The 18,542-nt window shown below is 66.3% G+C and carries 14 protein-coding genes; 8 read left to right on the top strand and 6 right to left on the bottom strand.

All coding sequences use genetic code 11. The features are described 5' to 3' along the window. Positions 1 to 88 precede the first annotated feature (88 nt). Together F9C12_RS04560 and F9C12_RS04555 are read right to left on the bottom strand one after the other, a co-directional pair. Entirely contained in the window at positions 89 to 940 is an 852-nt protein-coding gene (locus F9C12_RS04560) for a DUF4097 family beta strand repeat-containing protein (protein ID WP_409464876.1), read from the bottom strand. 39 nt (positions 941 to 979) lie between these two features. After that, positions 980 to 1,510 carry a DUF1778 domain-containing protein gene (locus tag F9C12_RS04555; protein WP_409180675.1) on the bottom strand — a complete coding sequence of 177 codons (531 nt, stop codon included), beginning with the start codon at positions 1,508 to 1,510 and terminating at the stop codon, positions 980 to 982. 333 nt (positions 1,511 to 1,843) lie between these two features. Between F9C12_RS04555 and F9C12_RS04550 the strand changes: the two genes are divergently transcribed. The 5 genes from F9C12_RS04550 (at position 1,844) to F9C12_RS04530 (ending at position 10,541) form a co-directional block, all read left to right on the top strand. Then, positions 1,844 to 2,458, top strand: coding sequence for a hypothetical protein (locus F9C12_RS04550; RefSeq protein WP_409464875.1), 615 nt, complete (start codon positions 1,844 to 1,846; stop codon positions 2,456 to 2,458). Then, positions 2,419 to 3,513 carry a recombinase family protein gene (locus tag F9C12_RS04545; protein ID WP_409464874.1) on the top strand — a complete coding sequence of 365 codons (1,095 nt, stop codon included), beginning with the start codon at positions 2,419 to 2,421 and terminating at the stop codon, positions 3,511 to 3,513. Before F9C12_RS04550 ends, F9C12_RS04545 begins: the two co-directional genes overlap by 40 nt. Positions 3,514 to 4,696: 1,183 nt before the next feature. Continuing rightward, the gene (locus tag F9C12_RS04540; RefSeq protein WP_409464873.1) at positions 4,697 to 8,725 is read left to right on the top strand and encodes an AAA domain-containing protein; all 4,029 of its coding nucleotides are present in this window, start codon (positions 4,697 to 4,699) and stop codon (positions 8,723 to 8,725) included. An 86-nt stretch (positions 8,726 to 8,811) separates the two neighbouring features. Then, complete coding sequence (locus F9C12_RS04535) at positions 8,812 to 9,603, top strand: hypothetical protein (protein ID WP_409464872.1); 792 nt, start codon at positions 8,812 to 8,814, stop codon at positions 9,601 to 9,603. A gap of 539 nt (positions 9,604 to 10,142) precedes the next feature. Then, positions 10,143 to 10,541 carry a hypothetical protein gene (locus F9C12_RS04530; protein ID WP_409464871.1) on the top strand — a complete coding sequence of 133 codons (399 nt, stop codon included), beginning with the start codon at positions 10,143 to 10,145 and terminating at the stop codon, positions 10,539 to 10,541. 389 nt (positions 10,542 to 10,930) lie between these two features. Here F9C12_RS04530 and F9C12_RS04525 read toward each other — a convergent pair whose 3' ends face one another. Beyond that, positions 10,931 to 12,868, bottom strand: a complete 1,938-nt coding sequence (locus tag F9C12_RS04525) for a DNA/RNA helicase domain-containing protein (protein ID WP_409464870.1) — start codon at positions 12,866 to 12,868, stop codon at positions 10,931 to 10,933. Between the two features lie 593 nt (positions 12,869 to 13,461). Between F9C12_RS04525 and F9C12_RS04520 the strand changes: the two genes are divergently transcribed. Then, entirely contained in the window at positions 13,462 to 13,737 is a 276-nt protein-coding gene (locus F9C12_RS04520; RefSeq protein WP_409464869.1) for a hypothetical protein, read from the top strand. A 672-nt stretch (positions 13,738 to 14,409) separates the two neighbouring features. Beyond that, on the top strand, positions 14,410 to 15,540 hold the full coding sequence (locus F9C12_RS04515) for a recombinase family protein (RefSeq protein ID WP_409464868.1): 1,131 nt from the start codon (positions 14,410 to 14,412) through the stop codon (positions 15,538 to 15,540). A 145-nt stretch (positions 15,541 to 15,685) separates the two neighbouring features. Here F9C12_RS04515 and F9C12_RS04510 read toward each other — a convergent pair whose 3' ends face one another. From F9C12_RS04510 to F9C12_RS04500, 3 genes are read right to left on the bottom strand one after another with little or no spacing between them, the layout of a single operon-like run. After that, positions 15,686 to 15,988 (bottom strand): colicin immunity domain-containing protein, encoded by a 303-nt coding sequence (locus F9C12_RS04510; RefSeq protein WP_409180668.1) that lies wholly within the window; start codon positions 15,986 to 15,988, stop codon positions 15,686 to 15,688. Between the two features lie 2 nt (positions 15,989 to 15,990). After that, positions 15,991 to 17,367 carry a colicin D domain-containing protein gene (locus F9C12_RS04505; protein WP_409464867.1) on the bottom strand — a complete coding sequence of 459 codons (1,377 nt, stop codon included), beginning with the start codon at positions 17,365 to 17,367 and terminating at the stop codon, positions 15,991 to 15,993. Further along, positions 17,367 to 17,660, bottom strand: coding sequence for a WXG100 family type VII secretion target (locus F9C12_RS04500; RefSeq protein ID WP_409464866.1), 294 nt, complete (start codon positions 17,658 to 17,660; stop codon positions 17,367 to 17,369). Before F9C12_RS04500 ends, F9C12_RS04505 begins: the two co-directional genes overlap by 1 nt. A gap of 437 nt (positions 17,661 to 18,097) precedes the next feature. On the opposite strand from F9C12_RS04500, the gene F9C12_RS04495 reads away from it, so the two are divergent. Beyond that, on the top strand, positions 18,098 to 18,286 hold the full coding sequence (locus tag F9C12_RS04495) for a hypothetical protein (RefSeq protein WP_409464865.1): 189 nt from the start codon (positions 18,098 to 18,100) through the stop codon (positions 18,284 to 18,286). The last annotated feature ends 256 nt before the right edge of the window (positions 18,287 to 18,542 follow it).

Raw genomic sequence — 18,542 nt, 5'->3', positions numbered from 1 at the left:
GGTGCTGTCACAGACGGTGGAGTAGGCCGGTCGATGTGGTGGTACCGTCCGATCCTGCGTCGCGTTGGTGTCCGGTCGGCAGGACATCTCAGGCACGCCGTATCGTGATGTCTCCGAACTGGGTCTGTGCGCGAACTTCGACGGTCTCGGCGGCGTCCCCGGGGCCTGAGGCCGAGCTGTCCAGGAGGGTATTCAGCCGGCCGTAGCCGGTGTTGACGTCGAGAAGCGCTGCGGTGCCTTCGGCGATGCCGACCTCGAGGTTGCCGGACGAGGTCCGCATCACCACAGAACCGCGGACGGTCTCGCCGATGCGGACGCTGCCGTTCGCGGTCCGGGCTTCGACCCGATCGCCGAGGGCGCGGTTGACGGAAATACTGCCGTTGGCGGCGCGCAGAACCGCCTCGTCGGAGACCGTACCGATCTCAGCGTCGCCGTTGGAGGTTTTGACTACCGCTGGACCGTCGATCGTGCCGATGTTGACCCATCCGGTGCCGGACGTGACGTCTGCGCGCCCGGCGACGTGGTCGACTCGTATGTTGCCGGCCGTCGTGTCGAGATGCACCGGACCCGCGGTCTCGAGGTGGATATGGCCGTTGGAAGCCTTGTACCGGCATTCCCCGAGTTGGCCGGTGCAGTGCAGGTCGGCCACCGCTGCGGTGCCCTGCACCCGCGAGCCGGTCGGCACCGAGATCGAAACGTCGACCGATTTGGTCCTGCTTGTGAAGTCGAGGACATGCTGTTTCGGCACCTTCACCACGAGACAGCCTTCGTTGTAGTCGACACGGGTGTTCTTGGCCGCATTAACGTCGGATCTGTCCGACTCATTCGTCGGGTGCAGGTCGACTACGGTGTCGGTCCGGTCGCTCGCGGCGATGTGCACTGAACCGACCCCCAGTTCGATCATTACGGTGATCGGCTCGGGTGTGGCGAATGTGGGCACGGCTGTCCTTTCCCGGTGTACTGGCGGTTGGAAGCTGGGCTAGCGGACCCAGCCCGTCCTGCGTTGCGGGGCGCGGGTGCTGCGTCGGTCGGGCTGCGGAGCGCGGTCGCGCTGCAGCGCAGCCGAAACCACTCGGATCAGCCATGCGTTGACCGAACTGCCCTCCTTGGCGGCCGCCTCGTCGATCAGGGCTTTGAGCTGGTCCGAGGTGCGGAAGTTGATCCGGGCCATCCCGGTGTCCTCGAGGCCCGCCGGAACGGGACTGGGCGACGGCGGGCGATCGTCGGCGAAGTCGTGACCGGCTGGGTCCGCAGGGCCTGATTCGGGTGCCGGCGGAGTGATGACGAACTCCGGACTGCTCCCGCGCAGGCGCAACTCGACCGATCCTGGCGCCAAATCGCGGGTGATCTCGCTCGCGGCGGTGGTGAGCAGGTCCAGCAGGACAAGTCTGATCAGGGATTCCAAGGGCGTCTTCCGGCGCTCAAGAAGGGCGAGAATGTCGTCGTCATCAGCCGCGACAAGCCCCGCGAACTCGCGACCGAGACGATCTACATACACGCTCAGATCCATGGTGCCATGATGGCGCACGTGTGGCGTCACGGCAAGCTGAATCGAGAGCTTTTTTGGCGCCATAGCGAGTAGTTCGGTGGCGCGTCCTGGGCTTCGCTACTGCCGTGCGTTGAGTAGCGCGGCCGTGGCAGCCAGGTGTTTTAGGAAGGACGGCCGGTCGTCAGGGGGCGGTGTCGGCCTCTTCCAACGGGCAACTCCGTACCGCCCGGGCTGAAGTTTCCTGCGGGTGCGTTTTCTAGTAGCGGGCGTGGTGCAACCGGGCGGACCGGTAGAGCGACACGTCGGACCGTGCCCAGCCGAGACGTCGCCGGGAGTACCCGCAGATCGTCGCTAGTGAGCGTGATTCACCGTGGTGCAACCCTCGCCGGTCTCGCGGATCTGCGGAACGCCACGAATTTCGTTGGCCCGCTCGGAGGAGAGGTAGCTGCGCAGTACTTCGACGTTGGCCAGTCGCGTTCGATGCCGTGGGAGCGGCGGGATGCGGGTGCGCAGTTGCTGGCCGCGCTGAAGGATCCCCTGCGAGAGTGGACCGGCGTTGTGGTTGGGGAAGGGACGAGGTGCTGGTTTGGCAACCAGTTCTTGCTGATTGCTCTGCGCTTCGCGGCCTACGGGGTTGACCTGTGGGTCCCAGAACTCGGTGGCAAGTTCGACGCACGCAACCCGTCGCACAAGATGCTGATGAGCGTCCTCGGTGGGATGAGCGAGTCGGAGCGCCAGCACGTTCAGGCGCGGGTCGGGTCGGCGATGGACGCGCAGGTGATCAACGAAGGACGGCATCAGGGCGGCCGAGCACCGTACGGGTACCGGGTGGTGGACGGCGGTCCGCATCCGAATCCGCGGAAGGCGGCCGAGGGGTTTCGCCTGCGGGTGCTGGAATCGATGAGCCTGCGGCGGATGTGGTGCGCCGGATGGTCGCCGAGTACTTGGCTGGCGTGGGCGACCGGGTGATCGCCCGGGGGCTGAACCAGGACGGCATCCCGTGTCCGTCGAAGGTGCGGCCGGAGCAGAACCGGCACCGGCAGGGGGATGGCTGGCAGAGCTCGACTGTCCGTGCGATCCTGGAAAATCCCCGGTACACGGGCTATGCGGTCTTCGGACGGTGGACGAAGCATGAGCGTTTGCTGAATCCGGATGATGTGAGCGCTGGTTACGTCGTGCGGTTCCGGAAGTCGGATCCGGGCACGGTGGTCCGGTCCCGGCGGCAGTCTCATCCGGAGATTGTGTCGGTCGAGACGTTCGCGCAGGCGCAGTTGCTGCGGCGGTCGCGTGGGGCTGGCGGGATGCGCGATATTGCGAAGCTGGAGCGGGACCGTCCTGCGGCAAAGAACAGCTACCTGCTGAAAGGTCTGATCCGCTGCGAGATCTGCGGGAGGAAGATGCAGGGCGCGCCGATACGGCAGGCGGTCTACTACCGGGGCATAGCCCGAACACTGGCACCGGGATCACCCGCGCTGGAAAGCCATCCGAAGACGGTCAATCTGCGGAAGGACCTCGTGATGCCGTCGTTGAACGGCTGGCTGTGTCAGGTGTTCGACCCGGCGAACCGGGATGAGACGGTCGCCGCGCTGGTGGCTTCGCAGGGTGGGACGCACTCGACCGGCAGAGAGGCGGTTGAGAAGCGGCTGGCTGACGCGGAGTCGCGGCTGCGCCGACATCCGACGGCGATCGAAGCAGGTGTGGATCCGGCCGCGGTGGTCGAGGCGATCAACACGGCGCAGGCGGAGCGGGAGGCAGCTCGCGCCGAGTTGCAGCACTTGCCGAAGGCGACGGTCATCGAGGCGGCGGAGGTGTACGCGCGGCTGGACTCGATGGACGACGTGGCCCGCGCACTGAACTCGCGGACGCCGGAGCGGATCACGCAGGTCTACCGAGACCTCGGTGTGCAGCTCCGCTATGACAATAAAACAGAGGCGGTCGTAGTGACCGCCTCTCCCCGTGTGTCTAACGTGTGTGTCCGAGGGGCGAGCTGCACACTAACCACACGCTTGAAGCTGACCAGTTGACGTCCGAGCCCTTGATCCGCGCAGCGTGGCAACCCGAAAGCGAGACTCGCTGACGAGACTGCCGCTTGCTGCTCCGGGCTGGGATATTTCCGGCGAACGCGTGCTCAACGCGGATTTGAACACGCGGCTGTGGCACCCCTGCAACGGACGCGTGTCCATGTGGCAGAACCAGTGTCGATCGGCGATGCGACGCAAGCTGGGATTGGTACCCCTTTCAGGGCTGGAATTGGTTTGCAGACCGCGTTCATCCGAACCTGCTGTGTCAGCACTACTCGCCGCATGTGCAGAACGCGGGCCGGGTGTTTCGAATGAGGACCTCTCGACCAACGCGTCGATCTTGCTGCCTATCAGGGAGTCTGCCTCGTTGTTCATGTGTCGGCCCGCTTCTCCAGCCGATGGTGGTGCCGATGCGGGATCTGCGTGACTGGAACCACGGAGCGGGACTCGCTTCGGTTCGGGATACGACGTGATCAGCTACTCCTGCGTCTGTCAAGGCTTTCCGGGGCTGGGCAGGCTCGGCGCGGGGTAGCTCACCGCGGCACTTGGCTACTAGGAGTACCCCGTCCGGCAGGCGTGCAGCAAACAGGCCAGCACCTGTTCTGCGAGCATCCCCACAAGGGACTCGACGATGGCTGGTTCCGCGCCGACCAATCGGGTGACCTCGGCGATCAGTGCCGGCCGCCGATCCAGCGCATGACACAGCTGGGGGCTCGCAACAACTGCGCGTGCCGCGTCGTCAGCCCGAGCAGGGCCGCGCTCACCCCGCCGCCGACTCCAGTCGTGCGGCGACGACGCCCAGCCGCTGCGGTCACGGCTCATCGAGCACGTCCGGTCGCGGCGGGCCAGCACCGTCGCGAGGCCCCGCCGGTCGAGCGCCGCGAGGCGGCCGAAGGAGTCCGTCGGCGGTGGTCACCGGCCCAGGCCGAGGACAGCCGGATGGCGTGGTCCGCCAGGGCCGAACGGGTGGATTGATCGCGTGAGGTGTGACAAGGGCGTACTGGTAAACGATCTCTCACCGGAAACCTGTGAGGAGACTGGTGATCGCACACGAGGTACGCCTATCGGGCAAGTTCCGTTGGGCGCGATCTTCTGGCATGCTGGAGGGCTCGTCGCAGAACGTCGGGCCCGCACGTGCCAGGTGCGTGCGGTCGACCGTTCCGTTCTGTCGAAGGGGATCAGCGGCATGACCGCACAGCTGGACACCGGGCGGCTCGAGGTCGTCGCCGGGAAGGCCGCCGAGTGGCGGCGCAATCTCATCGACCTCAGTTTCCGCAACACCTTGCTTTACTTCAAAACCACCAAGCTGGGCAGCCTCGACCTTACCGATGCCGACCCGGCCGCCCTGGCCGAGCTGACGACTCGCGCCAAGATACGGCTGAGCAAGCTGGTGCCCGAGCCCGGGAAGCTCAAAGAAGCCTGCAGCCGGACGCGGACCCTCGGCAAGCGGATCCAGCTCTTCGAAGAGGAGCAAGGACTTGACGTCGGCCGGATCGCGTTTGGCTTGATTCGCACCACCCCTCGGCAGCGGCAGGGCTCGGTTCCGGTGCCTCCGCTGCGGGCGCCTCTTCTGCTGCGGCCGGTCACGATCAAGGCCAGGACGAACTCCGAGAGCGACTACACGCTTGAACTCACGGACGAACCCGAGTTCAACCCGGTGCTTTTGCACGCGCTGGACGAGCAGTACGGCGTCGATGTCGCAGGGCTCGCGGACCGGCTCGGCGACGTGATCGACTCCGCCTCGGATCACACGATCCAGATGGAGAGCGCTTACTCCCGGCTGACCGAGGTCGCCGCGGCTCAGGGGATCGAGCTGGAGCTGGAGAAGGCTGTCGTGCTCGGCACCTTCAACTACGAGAAGCTCCCGATGGTCGAGGATCTGGCGAACGCGACCGAACTGCTGGCCTCGCACGACCTGGTCGCCGCCATGGCCGGGTTCGCACCGGCTGCCGAGTCGCTGGTCGCGGAGGGCGGGTTCCGCCCGCCGGCCGTCGATTCCTTGTCGCCCGCCGACGAGTTCCTGGTCCAGGACGCGGATTCGTCCCAGCACCGGGCGATCATGACGGCCTTGTCGGGCAGGCACGTCTTCATCGAAGGCCCGCCCGGCACGGGCAAGAGCCAGACGATCGCGAACATCATCGCGGGGGCGGCGGCGGCCGGGAAGAAAGTGTTGTTCGTCGCCGAGAAGCGGGCGGCGATCGAAGCAGTGCTCAACCGGCTGGCGGCCGTCGATCTCGACAGTCTGATGTTCGACCTGCACCAGCAGAAGATCAGCAAGCGGGAAGTAGCCCAGCAGCTCGCGCTCAGCCTCGACCAGCTGTCGAAGGAGCCGCCGGTCGACGCCACCACATTGCACAACCGGCTGTCCGACGCGCGGCAGCGCTTGCTCGACCACTCGCGGGAGCTTCACACACGGCGACGGCCGTGGGACTTGAGCGCGTACGAGGTCCGGCAGCGGCTGCTCGACCTGCCGCCAGGCCCCGAAATTCGCGGTGCTTTCCGGGGAAACCATCTGCGTGCCTTGGACGCAGCAGTCGTCGGCGAACTCGAGCAGGCGATCAAGGACTTCGTCGACCGCGGCGGCTTACGGATCCTGAGGCGCGAGACGCCGTGGTGCAATACGCAGGTCCGCACCGACGACGAGGCCGAAGCGGTGCTGATCCAGCTCGACCAGTTAGCCAACCAGACGCTGAAACGCAGTCAGCACGGTGTCCAGCGGCTCGTCGCGCAAACCGGCCTGCGCCAGCCGCAGGACTTCGCAGGGTGGGAGGAGATGCTCGGTCTGCTCGACGGCATCACCCAAAGCGTCCGCGACTTCGGGCCGACGATCTTCGGGACCCAGCTGGATCAGTTCGCGCAGGCGACTGCGGACCGTGCCACGCGGGCTCGGTACTCGCAACCTCTCTCGTGGGGACAGCGGCGAGCGTTGGTGAAGCAGCTCCGGTCGCTGACCACGACCGGCTTGCGCAAGAAGCCGGCACTCCACGCGGCGTTGACGACGGTACTCGGGCAGCGGCAGCGCTGGCAGGAACTCGGCGGCCGCGAGGTGGCGCCGTCCGAAATCATCGGGCTCGACCAGGTCGCGCGTGACTACACCGAGCTGCGTCGCCAGCTCGCGGCAGTGGCCATGTCGGCACAGTGGCCGGATCTGGCTGCCGGCCCGGCGCCACAGGTCGAACAACGGTTGACGGCCTTGGCCAGCGATAAGGAGATGCTGTTCAAGATGCCGGGACTGAATGCGCAGCTGGATCGGTTCCGCCAGCTCGGTCTCGAGCCGTTGCTCCAGGACATCGCGGATCGCAACCTTTCGTCCGACGAGGCTTGGCGAGCGTTCGAATGCATTTGGCTCTCGTCGATCGAGGACGACTTCAAGCTGCGGATCCCGGAACTCGGGCAGTTCGTGGCGACCCGGCAAAGCCGGGCCGCGGCCGACTTCCGCACTGCGGATCGAGAGCACTTCGCGATGGCTGCCCGGAGGGTCCGGCGGCAGGTGGCCAGGCACGCCCGTCAGGCCCAGGACACCTATCGTGACCAAGCCCAGATCCTCAAGAAACAGGCCAGCCTGAAGACGAGGCACATGCCGACCCGCAAACTTGTGGAGAAGGCGTCAGACGTGCTGCTCTCACTTCGGCCATGCTGGGCCATGTCGCCGCTGGTGGTGAGTCGGATGCTGCCGGCCGAGCGGTTGTTCGACCTGGTGATCTTCGACGAGGCGAGCCAGATCCGCCCGCACGACGCGATCACGTCGATCATGCGCGGTGCGCACCTGGTTGTCGCTGGTGACGAGAAACAGCTGCCGCCGTCGAACTTTTTCGACCGGGCCATCACTGTCGACGACGAGGATGACGACAACGACGAAGGTGAGCTTTCGGACTACGAATCGGTCCTGACCGCACTCCGGCCGATCATGCCGTCGCAGGAGATGCTGCGATGGCACTACCGCAGTGCCGACGAACGCCTGATCGCGTTTTCCAATCAGGAGATCTACCGCAACGGGCTGGTCACCTTTCCCGGTGCGGAGAGGGAAACCCCGGTCACTCTCGTCAGTGTGGACGGTCAGGCCGCACCGGGGCAGAAGGGCTCGTCCCCGGCCGAGGTCGAGCGCGTTGTCGAACTGATCATGGAGCACGCGCGGAACCGGCCGGGAGAAAGCCTCGGTGTGATCACTCCCGGCACCACACATCAGGCGCGGATCGAGCAAAGTCTGATGCGGGCCCGTCGTGACCATCCAGAACTCGAAGATTTCTTTTCCGACGACGGGAAAGAGCTGGGCCGGCGGTTCTTCGTCAAGAACCTGGAGAGCGTGCAGGGTGACGAGCGGGACGCGATTATCCTCACGATCGGCGTGGCACGCGGTGCGTCGGGCAAAATCAACAAGACGGGCTTCGGGTTTCTCAACCGGAAGGGCAGCGAGCGCCGGGTCAATGTCGCGGTGACACGTGCGAAGCGCCGAATGACCCTGGTGGCTTCGTTCACTCACCACGACATCGAGCCGTCCGCCGAGATCACCGGCACCGAATTGCTCCGGCGCTATCTCGACTTCGCTACGCACCTGAACGCCGACCAGGTCGGGCGGCCGTTGCGTGTGCCGTTGAACGGGTTCGAACGTTCGATCGCTGATGCCCTGGCACATCGCGGTGTCCCGGTCCATCCGCAGTGGGGCTTCTCCGAGTATCGGATCGACTTCGCTTTGGAACACCGTGATCAGCCGGGGCGGATGGTGCTGGCTCTCGAAGCGGACGGGCATGCATACCACCAGGCGCACAGTGCCCGAGATCGGGACCGGCTTCGCCAGGCCCACTTGGAAAACCTCGGCTGGCACTTCCACCGGGTCTGGTCCTCGGCGTGGTTCGCCGACCCGGAGCACGAAGCCGACAACATCGTCGAGGCGTGGCACCAGGCCATGGCGGCCGTCGACACGGCCGTACCGGCGGTTGCGGAGCCTGCGCCACGGCCGGTCGGCTCGCCGCCGTCGGCCGTCCGTGGTCCACGGCCACCGGTCCCGGCCGGTCTGTCCATCCAGGAGTACAGCGAGCGGCAACTCATCGAGATCTGCCGCTGGCTGATGAGCGACGGCCTGCTGCTCGACGCCGATCAACGGCTGGCCCAGGCGATGTCCGAGCTGGGTTTCCGGCGCCGCGGCCCTCGAATCGTCGCGCGGCTGAACCGGGCCATCGAGATCGCGCAGCATCTCGCGGACAAGGAGGAGAACTGATGTTCCCGTTGGACTACCGGACGGCCGTCCGGCTGGCCGAGGTCATCGTCGACATGGACGGCTCCTACGAACGGAAGGGATATCAGTTGGAGGAGCTGCTGCGGCACGCCGGATGGGCCGACCCGCCCGAGTACGACGGCTCGCCGCGGGTGCCGTGGTTGCGTGATCAGCTCGTGGAGCGCGCCGACAACCACGCCGAAATCGAGCGCCTGCTCTGCCGGGTGTGTGATCCGATCGAGTACGACGACGGGGCGGCGGTCGCGGAGCAGTTCCGTCTGGTCGTCAACGAGAAGCTGGCTCCGGAGGGGCTGGTCGTCACCCTGGTCGGCGGCCGGCCGGTGATCGGTGAACTCGCCGCGGACGGGGGCAATCCGGTCTTCGCGGAGCCGCCGGACCTCCAGCGCCGCCTGAAAAGCCTGATCACCGATGAGAAAACCATCGAAGTGCTCATGGGCCGGGTAGCCGAGACGCGGATCTGCGTCGAGGGTGGCGCGTACCGGATGGCGACGATCGGAATCGGTACCTTCATCGAAGGCCTGCTGCTGTCGGTTCTCCTGGAGCGCGACGAAGATCTGCGGAAACACGGGTTCCCGGATGTGCGTCAGCGAATCGCCCCTGACAAGCGTTCGACGAAGCGTTCGAGCCCCGACTGGGTTTCGATGGAACTACTGATTGACACGGCCTTTACGAAGGACTGGGTGCAACTCGACGCGACGGCGTTCGCGCACACCGTGCGAGATTTCCGGAACTTCATCCACCCGCGCAAAGAACTGGCGGAAAGCCCTCGGTTCGACGCGGACACCGTGATGCTGTGCTGGGGTCCCGTGCAAGCGTTGCTGAGCGATCTGGAGCAGAATCTGGATCCGGTCGGGAAGTGACAAGCTGGCCCCGGCCGAGGAGGCCGGGACCAGCTTGGTCGGGTTCTTGTCGCAGGCGGTGCCGTCCCCTTCGCAATCCAGCCCGGGTCGATATCCGGGCTGGCCGCGATGAATGGGTGCTACGCCCGCACCTTTCGCCGTCGTGCTGACCGGCTCGAAGCTGGAGAAGCCGGCCCAGCTTTACCGAGGCCTCGATCTTGACCTGCGGTTCGACCGCGAAACGGGGGCTGTCGACGTGACGGCCTCTCCGCGGAGAAATAATGCGTGCGTTCGAGGGCGAGTCGCACACTATCCACCCGCTTCGAGTTCTCTCCGTGAACGGCGGCAGGTCTGTGCGAGTCCGAGACTTCAGGGCAGTTCGGACGGCATCGATATCGGTAAAAATGGCTTTCAACTGAGGGTTTCCGCCGCGTCGGGGTCGCGAGTTCGGAGGGAGCAAGTTGCGGTGATAGCCGGTACAGCCGTTGCCGCGTGGTGGGACGGGGCGAGCGCGCCGTAGCCTGAACTGTGCCGAGTTCCACGGCGGAGGGGAGAAGCTCGTGGATGCACCGACGAAGGTCTGGCGGCGGCCGTCGGAGGCCGGGCCGATGGGCATCGAACGTACGTTGCTGGTCAAATTGGTCGCGAACACCGGCGACCCGGTGATGGCGGAATTTGCCCGAGAACTGCTGGCCGGGAATGTGACCCCGAGGTGGGTCGTCGAGTCCCAGCTCTACGCCAGCGCGCTGGAGGTACCAGCCAGCGGTCTCGCCGCCTGGTACAGCGGCTTGTCGGAGTCCGAAAAGGACGCTGAAGCAGCCGAGAGCGAAAATGCGCTGCTCGGACTGACGGGCGAGCCCGTCGAGGCATCGCCACGTGTCCGGAAATCTCCCCCTGCGCGCCGTCGGAGCGAAGGGCGTGGAGTATGTCGAAGATTTTTCCGAACGGGACTGGTTTGATGAGGAGCAGTCGTCGAACCTCGGACGAGGGTCCGCTGTATTGGCAGAGCGCGATCCTCCGGCAGGCGTGGTTTCAGCGCCCTGCTGATCAGCGTGGCCTTGGCGGCGCTTGCGCTGCTTCGCCTGTTCGTGCGACCCCGTTGGTTGTGGGCAGCGCCGCTCGTCTGCGCGGTGCTGAGCCTGATTCTGGCTCTGCGGCTCAGGTTCGCGCCCACCCGCGGCACGGTAGCGATCCTGAGCAGGCATCCCGACGGGCGAAGAGCAAGGCCAGACCGCCGCCGCCCACGCGAGCACAGCCCTGGAACGCGCTGACCAGCACGGCGCGGTCCGACACCGCTGCAACGGACAGGGGCGCGGTTAGCTCCGCGTCACGGGGCGGCCCGCGGCCTTCACAGCTTCTGAACGCCGAGTTCGGCGAAGAGCCTCCTCGTTCCAGGATCGACCGAGTAGAGGACCGTGCCCCGGATCGAGCGGGTCATCAAGACCCCGTACGCGTTCCGGATCGCGAGGGCGAGGTCTTTCTCCTCGCGGATCCGGCTGGCCTTGCTCAGCACGTGCTCGCGGTGGACTTGCCAGCCGACACCGTTCCAGGTGAGGTCGGGCCCCATGATCACGCCGCCCCACTCGTACTCGAGGCCCTGCGCGGTGTGGACGCAGCCGATCTGTCCGAAACCGCCGGGTTCCGTAGCCCAGTAGCGTCGTTTCGGCACGCCGGGGGTGTCGTGCTGGTCGCCGGCGTTCCACGGGCGCGCCCACCCGGGTTCGGGTGCGACTTCCGGGTCCGTGCCGCTCCGGTCCTCCCACTTCCAGCAGATTCCGGCGGACATCCTTGCGCTTTCCTTGTTGCGCTCCTTGTCCTGCAAAAAGCGTTCCATGGTCGAGGCGCTGTCGGTGTAGCAGAGCTGGAACGGCTCCGGCTCGTCCCCGTCGTCCGGCCTCCACGGGAGCGGGTCTTCGGCGAGCAGCCGGCGGATCCACGTGTCGTAGGTCGAACTGCCGACAGCGCGCAGCACTCGGTCCAAACTGATCGGCACCACCTCCGCGCCGAGGCTCTGCACCTCCCGGAGGAGCGCTTCCGGAGACCAGACCTCGTCGGAGAACAACCGCTGGTCGCCGTCGATGAAGAACACCGGCACCTTCGCTCGGGTGACCACCACCGAGACCGAGGACTCGCCGGGACGCATGGAATAGGAGCCCTTCATCGGCCGCTCCGTCAGCCGGTGCGCCTCGTCGCACAGGATGAGGTCCAATTCGTCCGCCGTGCGGTTGTCCGCGATACTGTTCAGAGTCGCGAAAGCGGAGCGCCGCCCCAGCGCGGCGCGCTTGAAGGTCTCGCGAGAAGCGACGCCACCGGAGACATAGCAGGCATTGCGCCCCGTACTGAGCGCCCAGCCCAGCAGTGTGAGCCCGACGAGCGATTTTCCGCTCCCGGCGCGACCGCTGACGACGAACACCTTCTTGGCGCCCGTCGACGGGCTGGCCACCTCTTCAGTCACCTTCTTCACCGCGGTCAGCTGGTTCTCCACCAGGCTGAACCGCGTGTGCCCGGCCACGACCGCTCCGACGTCCGAGTCGATCAGCGAGCTAGTCCGGCGACGTTCGAGCAGGGCTTCGGCGGCGCCGGCGCCTGACTCCGCGCTGAAGGTGGCCTTGAGGAATTCCTCGAGCTCACGAGGGACGCGTGCGGTGAAGGTCGGTACCCCGGGCCGAGGAGAGACATTTCTGATCCACTGCGAATCGGGGTCCTTGAGATTGTGCAGGTACGACGCACCCGCGAGGTGTACGTAACGGTCGTCGAACATGGCGTGGTGCACCTTGAGCGACTGCATGTTCTCGTATACCTGCACAGCCGGATGCTTCTTGTTTCTTCCGTACGAGTCCACATAGACCAGGTCGAGTGCGCACCGACCGCACAGGGCCCCCGTTCCCGCCCGGCGGCACTCGGCGCACAGCCCTTTGGCAGGGTTCGGCTGGGGACGTCCTGCCTGGCTCCACTGCTTCAGCTCGATCACCGCGTAGCTCAAGCCGCCGTTCGGGTGGTAACCCGCCAAGACGACGTCCACCGGATTCATCGCCCCGACCCGGTACTCCACGAACATCCAGACCTGGTCCAGCCCGACGCGATCGAGCAAGGACGCCAGCCAGTACACGCTTTCCCGCCAGGACCGCACGTCGCCGGGACCGGCGTCCTCGTTGTTCGGGTGCGCTTCCCGGTAGCGGTTCTCGATTTCCGGGATCAGCCGGTCACTGTCCCGAAGGAGCTCTCGTGCCGGCCAGAACGCTTCCAGCGGCTTCCACGCGTTCGTCGTCGTTCTCCTTCGAACCATTCCGCCGGAATTTTCGGGATCCCGCACCGCGCAGCGGAACGAGGCCGAGAAAGCGGAATATTCCATGTGAGATTGGTCTGTCAGACTCAAGCTTGCGGGGTGCAGCGATGCGCTCCGATCGTGCAGTCGTCTGCGATCAGAGCACGTTTTCGAGCTTCACCCCCTGCTCTCGGAACCGGAACTGTCTTGGTTCGTAAACACGTTCTACACGATTAGGTGAACGAGTGCCGTCCCGGCCCCTCCGGGACGACCGGGCAATCTGGGCCGAATGGATGGTCTTACCGATGGCTATTGCGGAGTGACTGTCTGTGCGTACCGTGGATGAGGCCGCCGGCATGGGGAGAGCTAGCGTGGGTACCTCGAGCAGATGGACCGGGCCTAGAACGGACGTCTGGAAGGCAGTTTCCCGGAGCGTCGCGCGACTGCGGCCGGCCGAGGACGCCGCAGCGACAGCCGCGGAGATTCCCGGGCCGCGGCAGCCGCACGATCACCCGATTTCGGACGAGTCGGCGGCAAGGCGAGGACAACGCTGCCGGGAGGCGCTCGCGGCGGCAGTGCGCGACGACCCGGACGCCTTTGGCTTGCGGGTGACGATGACTGCAGCGGGCGAGTCGCTGATCGGATTCGTCGAAAGCTTCGGAGAGGGCAGCGGGCAGAAGAATCTGGTACCCGATTCCGGCTGGCCCGGGACTCGCGAGGAGTGGTTCCTCTGCCGATTCGTGTCCGCAGTTGCCGGAGAAGGCACCACAATCGCCGACGCTGTCGCGCGGCGTTCCGCCGCGGTGTGCGCGCCGAGCCCTGGCCTGGTGTTCGAGTGGGCACGCCGAGAGGACGGCGGCCTGCTCGGCCAGTCGCCTGCCAGGTGGTGACCGTCGACGGCCAGCGGTCGCCGTCGGTCATGCCGGAGCGGCGACCAACTGCGGCGAGGTGGACAGCTCCGGTGGAGGCTGGAGCGCGCCTGACGGCCTGCCCTCGTCGAAGAGATTGTGGCCGTTGGTCTGTTCAGGGGGATGCGCGGTTGTTTGTCGCCCTCGGCCTGTCCGCATGTCGTCCCGGTTCCAGGCCGGCGGAGGGAGCCGGGGTGGGTGTGTTGACTGATGCGGGGTTCGCTGAGGCTGTGGCCGCTCGGAAGGGTGTGGCGCGGTTGCCTGGCCGGGTCGCGAGTGGTGCGCGGTTCGCGTTTACGGGCGGATGTCGGCCTTTGAGTTCCAGGATTCGCGGACGTCGCGTGCGTGGCAGCGTGCGGTGGCGGACGAGCTGGTGGAGGAGGCTGGCGAGGTGGTGGTGGGGTTTGCGATTAGGGCCGGTCGCGGCGGTGGTCGTGGGAGGAGCGTCCGGCATCGGCGGAGTTGTTGGCGGCTGCGGAGTGCGGGGATCGCGGGTTTGATGCTGTGGTGGTGGGGGAGTATGAGCGGGCGTTCTAGGGCGACCAGTTCCGCGAGGTAGTCGCCCGGCTTGCCGCGGTGGGTGTGCAGGTGTGGTTGCCGGAGGCGGGCGGCCCGGTGGAACTGGACAGTCCGGTGCGTCAAGCATTGATGAGGTTGCTGGGCGCGCAGGCGCAGCGCGAGGTGGTGCGGGCCCGGCACCGGGTCTTGGCGGCCATGGCTGCCCAGGTGCGGTTGCAAGGTCGTTTTCTCGGCGGTCGTCCGCCGTACGGGTACCGGTTGGCCGACGGCGGGCCGCATCCGAACGCGGTCCATGCGCGGTGGGTTCGGCGTGTGCATATGCTGAAGCCGGATCCGGCGACGGTGCGGTGGGTCGAGCGGATGTTCACCGAGCGTGCGCGTGGCCGGTCGATTGCGTCGTTGGCGCGGGAGTTGAACGGGCGCGGTGTCGCGTGCCCGTCGGGTCCGGACCGGGTGAGGAATTCGCACCGGTCGGGGTCTCGGTGGATCGTCCGTACCGTGGCGATGATCCTGGAGAATCCGCGTTACACCGGCCGGCAGGTGTGGAACCGCCAGTCCACGAAAGGGCATGGTGCCGGTGGACGGCGTGGGGATCGAGGCTCGGGTGCCGTGCGCCGGAACGACGCGGTGGGGTGGGAGGTGTCCGAACGGCTGGCGCATGCCCCGCTGGTGGACGAGGCGACGTTCCTCGCCGTGCAGCGTATCCGCGCCGAACGGCGCACCAAGGACGGCGGCACGCGCGAGTACGCGCTGTCCGGGCTAGTCGTGTGCGGGCTGTGCGGTCGTCGTATGGAGGCGCACTGGGTCCACGGCCGGCCGGGGTACCGGTGCCGGCACGGCTACAGCACGGCCACGCCTCGGCCGAAGGACGGGCCGCGCGACGTCTACGTCCGCGAAGAACACCTGCTGCAGGCTGCGGCACACCTGCTTCCGGCGGACCGACCGGACGGCACCCGCAGCCCGCGCGAGATACGGGAGGCCCTCAACGATGGGCAGCTGGAGATCTCCTGCAGTCTCGAGGGGCGCGAGCTGCGGCCGGCCGAAGCGCGACAAGCGGTCTGCCCGGCGCGACCACCGGATCAGCTCACTCTCGACCTCGGCTGCGGCCTCCACCCGGACACGGAACCGGAGCACCGGTCGGAGGCTGCAGAAGAGGACTTCCGTACACCATCTGCCGCCGCCGAGCAGTCGCCATCAGCAGCCGGGTTGCGAGCACCGCGTACCGGCATAGAAACTACCCCACGGATCTTGGAATCCGTGGGGTAAGGGAGTGTCCGAGCGAGTTGCACACTATCCACACGCCTGCACTTGGCCTCGTGAACGACATAGCTTCCCCGCCGAAGCCAGCCCGTCGGTTTGGCTGTGGCTTACCGTCGGCGGAAGCTGGCTCCACGGCCGTAATGTGCGTTGGTTATCCGAGCGCGCCGAGCCGCTGCAGGCGTGCCAGCGCGGCGGCGGCGTGCTGGCGCAAGGCTTCGTCCAGGTCACGGCGCTCTGCCGGCGAAGCCTCGGGCGATACGAAATACTCGTCGACCTCAGAGAACAGCTTGTCGAGCACGGCGAACACGTCGTCGGGATGCAGAGCCTCGTCGTTCTTCATCAGGTCGAGGTATTGCTGCTCGAACTGGCCAGCGTCGATCGTGCAGTCGACGAATCGCGCGATCAGCTCGCCGTAGTCGGCAGCGTCGCGCTTGTTCTCTGCGGAAGCGCTCATCTTCACCCTCCACCCAGGGATCCTCGTTCGATCACGTTGCGAAGCTGCTGGACGTTGAGTTTCCAACCTGTCCAGTATGTTCCATCAGGTCTGAGCACCTCGCAGACGCGGGTGTTCTCGTTGTAGATCAGGATCGCGGGCTCCCCGCGGTAGCGGCCGACGTCTGCCGCCTTGATCGAGTTCGCGGGGTCTTCCGCGAACTTTCGCAGCGCATCCTCGTACGCTTTGGCGCCGGCGTTGCTCCAGTTCTGGTCGACGCCGAAGTCCTTCGCGTGTTTGAAGTGGCTCTGCAGCTGGCCTTTCGGATAGCTCGGTTCAGGGACTTCGTGAGCGGCGAGTTCGTCGCTGATTTTCGCCGCGTCGGCGCTTTCAATGTTGGGGTTCGGGGTGCTGCTCATCGCTGTCTGCATGGCGGGCACGACGCCTTGCGTGATGGCGATCGCGCCGCCCGCGGTGATCAGGATGGCTTCGGCTGCGGTGACCACTTCGGCGACTGGGGCGACGAGTGCGCCGGCGGCGTCTACGCCGAAGAGTTCCAGGCCTTCGATGACCGCGGCGATGAGGACGTCGAGGGCGCCGTCGGTGGCGATGCTGCCGATGACGAGGATGACGCCGACGACGGCCAGGTCGTCGACGACTTCTTTGATTTTGTCCTTGATTTTCTGCTGGGTGTCCACGTTCCAGACGCGGAAGTCGACGAGGCTTTCGCCGAGCCGTCCCAGTGCCGCCGGGAGTTCGGCGAGGATCGACTGCGGTCCTGCGGCTCGCTGCCAGAATTGCTCGAGTGCGGTGAGGTCGTCCGAGGTGTTGTTGCCGACCAGGCTTTGCAACTGCGCGTGGAGGCCGTTGACGAGATCCTGGACCGCTCCGCCCGCGTTGCGGCACGCAGTTGCGGCGTCGTCGAGCCGGCCGGTGTCCGCGGTGGGGATGTATTTTTCCAGGAAGCCTGGCATCCACCAGGGCGATTCGCCGGTGAGCACCGGGAAGTCGGTGTTCCCCGGCCATTGTTGCGGTGTCAGCGGTGCGCGTGGTGGGCCGCCCGGGTTGCCGGGCACGCTCGACTGGTCTGCGCCGACGTGGTTGAGAGCGGAGACATCGATGCCCTTGCCGATCGATCCGAGCAGGTCGAAGGCGGTGCGGAAGCCGTCGTTGACGATCGAGTCCATCGCGGCGGCCCAGCCATTCTGGTACTGGCGGGCGCCGTCGCACGCTCCTGCTGCGCCGGAGGCGGCGTCGAGAGCGTTGAGAAAATTCTGCCGGATCTGTTCGAGACCGCCTTGGGCGTCGACGAAGCGCTGCGCCACGGAGTGGAAGTCGGCCGGTACGACCCTGACCGGCGTCGACGGCGCGGCTTGAGCCGCGGCTGCCGCGGGCGGCATCAGGACGCCTGCCAGATCGAGACGTTGGCGTGCACTGCCCGCGCGTGGTTGTCGTGGGTATTCAGGACGACTTCGCGGACCCAGTGCAACTGGTCGCGAAGCTCGCGGGCTGAGCTGAACCATTCGTCGATCGCGTCGTGGAAGCGGTCGTGCGCTTCGCCGTGCCAGCTCCGTCCGAGGTCGCGCACGAGTTCCTCGACACTGTCAAGGTCTTCGGTTGTCACGTCGATGTGCCTGGCGATCGAATCCGCCAGATCGCGGAGTACGGCGAAGTCCACCGTCAGCTGATCCACTGGCCTCTCCCTCGGAAGGTCCGCACCTTCTCCCCGACGTCAGGCTAAACCAGCGAAGGGCGGGCCGTGATGCTTTTCCGTAGTCAGTCCATAACGCCCGGTATTGTCCGGTTTCTCGAGCCACGGTGCGCTTGGCGGTCTCCGAGGGGCCAGCCACGCCTGTCCTCATCGCGTAGGCCGTGATCGATCTGCTCGGGCGGCTGACTCTCAAGCAGAGCCACGACATTGTGGAGTAGTTCATCGGTTCTTGGGAGCTATGAAGCGCCAGAGGTCGCAGACCGGCTTCGAGTGTTCAATGACCAGGTGGAAGGGAATGTGCAGCGGGAGGACATTTCCAGGATGTCGCTTGACAGCCGGTGAGAGGTGACGAAACGCGAGGGGATCTGAGCCGCCAGGCGATGTAGACGTGGATGCTGAGTTGCTGGAGCGGTCGCGGCGTGAGGATCGGCGGCATCGTGATGCTCAAGGGCAGCGCCGGAAGGCGGATCGAGCGGTGGTTCTTCGAGCTGGGTGCCGAGAGTGGCTCCGCCGACGTTCCTGCCTCCGTCGTGGCCCTATGGGAGAACGGCTGCCCAGGCTGGGTCGTCGTTGAGAGCGACCACATGGTGGCAACCCGGCCGAGCTGACCATGCTCGGATTCCAGCACCGTCCGGAATCCCAGCCGCAGCAACGGTTCATCGTCCAGGAGCAGAACGGTGATCGTCATGTCGATTCCTCGCCAGTTTCCCGAGCTGCCGGCTGCCTGCAGAAAGCGTTGCGCGGCCCGCCTCGACCTGGCCGTCGAACACCGCGGCGCGCTCGGCTTCCCGTTCAGTCCGTGGCCGCCTCCGGCCGGAACGGGCGGGGCCCCTGCAACGGCCATACCTCGCCACCGAAGTTGGG

The sequence above is a fragment of the Amycolatopsis sp. GA6-003 genome (genome assembly GCF_046267895.1).
GTDB lineage: Bacteria > Actinomycetota > Actinomycetes > Mycobacteriales > Pseudonocardiaceae > Amycolatopsis.
The sequence above is the reverse complement of the archived record's forward strand: the minus strand, read 5'-3'. Positions and strand labels throughout refer to the sequence as shown.

Coding starts and splice junctions, on each gene's coding strand:
- F9C12_RS04555 (WP_409180675.1), bottom strand. CDS start 1,510: ATGGATCTGAGCGTGTATGTAGATCGTCTCGGTCGCGAGTTCGCGGGG.
- F9C12_RS04545 (WP_409464874.1), top strand. CDS start 2,419: ATGGTCGCCGAGTACTTGGCTGGCGTGGGCGACCGGGTGATCGCCCGG.
- F9C12_RS04540 (WP_409464873.1), top strand. CDS start 4,697: ATGACCGCACAGCTGGACACCGGGCGGCTCGAGGTCGTCGCCGGGAAG.
- F9C12_RS04525 (WP_409464870.1), bottom strand. CDS start 12,868: ATGGTTCGAAGGAGAACGACGACGAACGCGTGGAAGCCGCTGGAAGCG.
- F9C12_RS04520 (WP_409464869.1), top strand. CDS start 13,462: ATGACTGCAGCGGGCGAGTCGCTGATCGGATTCGTCGAAAGCTTCGGA.
- F9C12_RS04510 (WP_409180668.1), bottom strand. CDS start 15,988: ATGAGCGCTTCCGCAGAGAACAAGCGCGACGCTGCCGACTACGGCGAG.
- F9C12_RS04505 (WP_409464867.1), bottom strand. CDS start 17,367: ATGCCGCCCGCGGCAGCCGCGGCTCAAGCCGCGCCGTCGACGCCGGTC.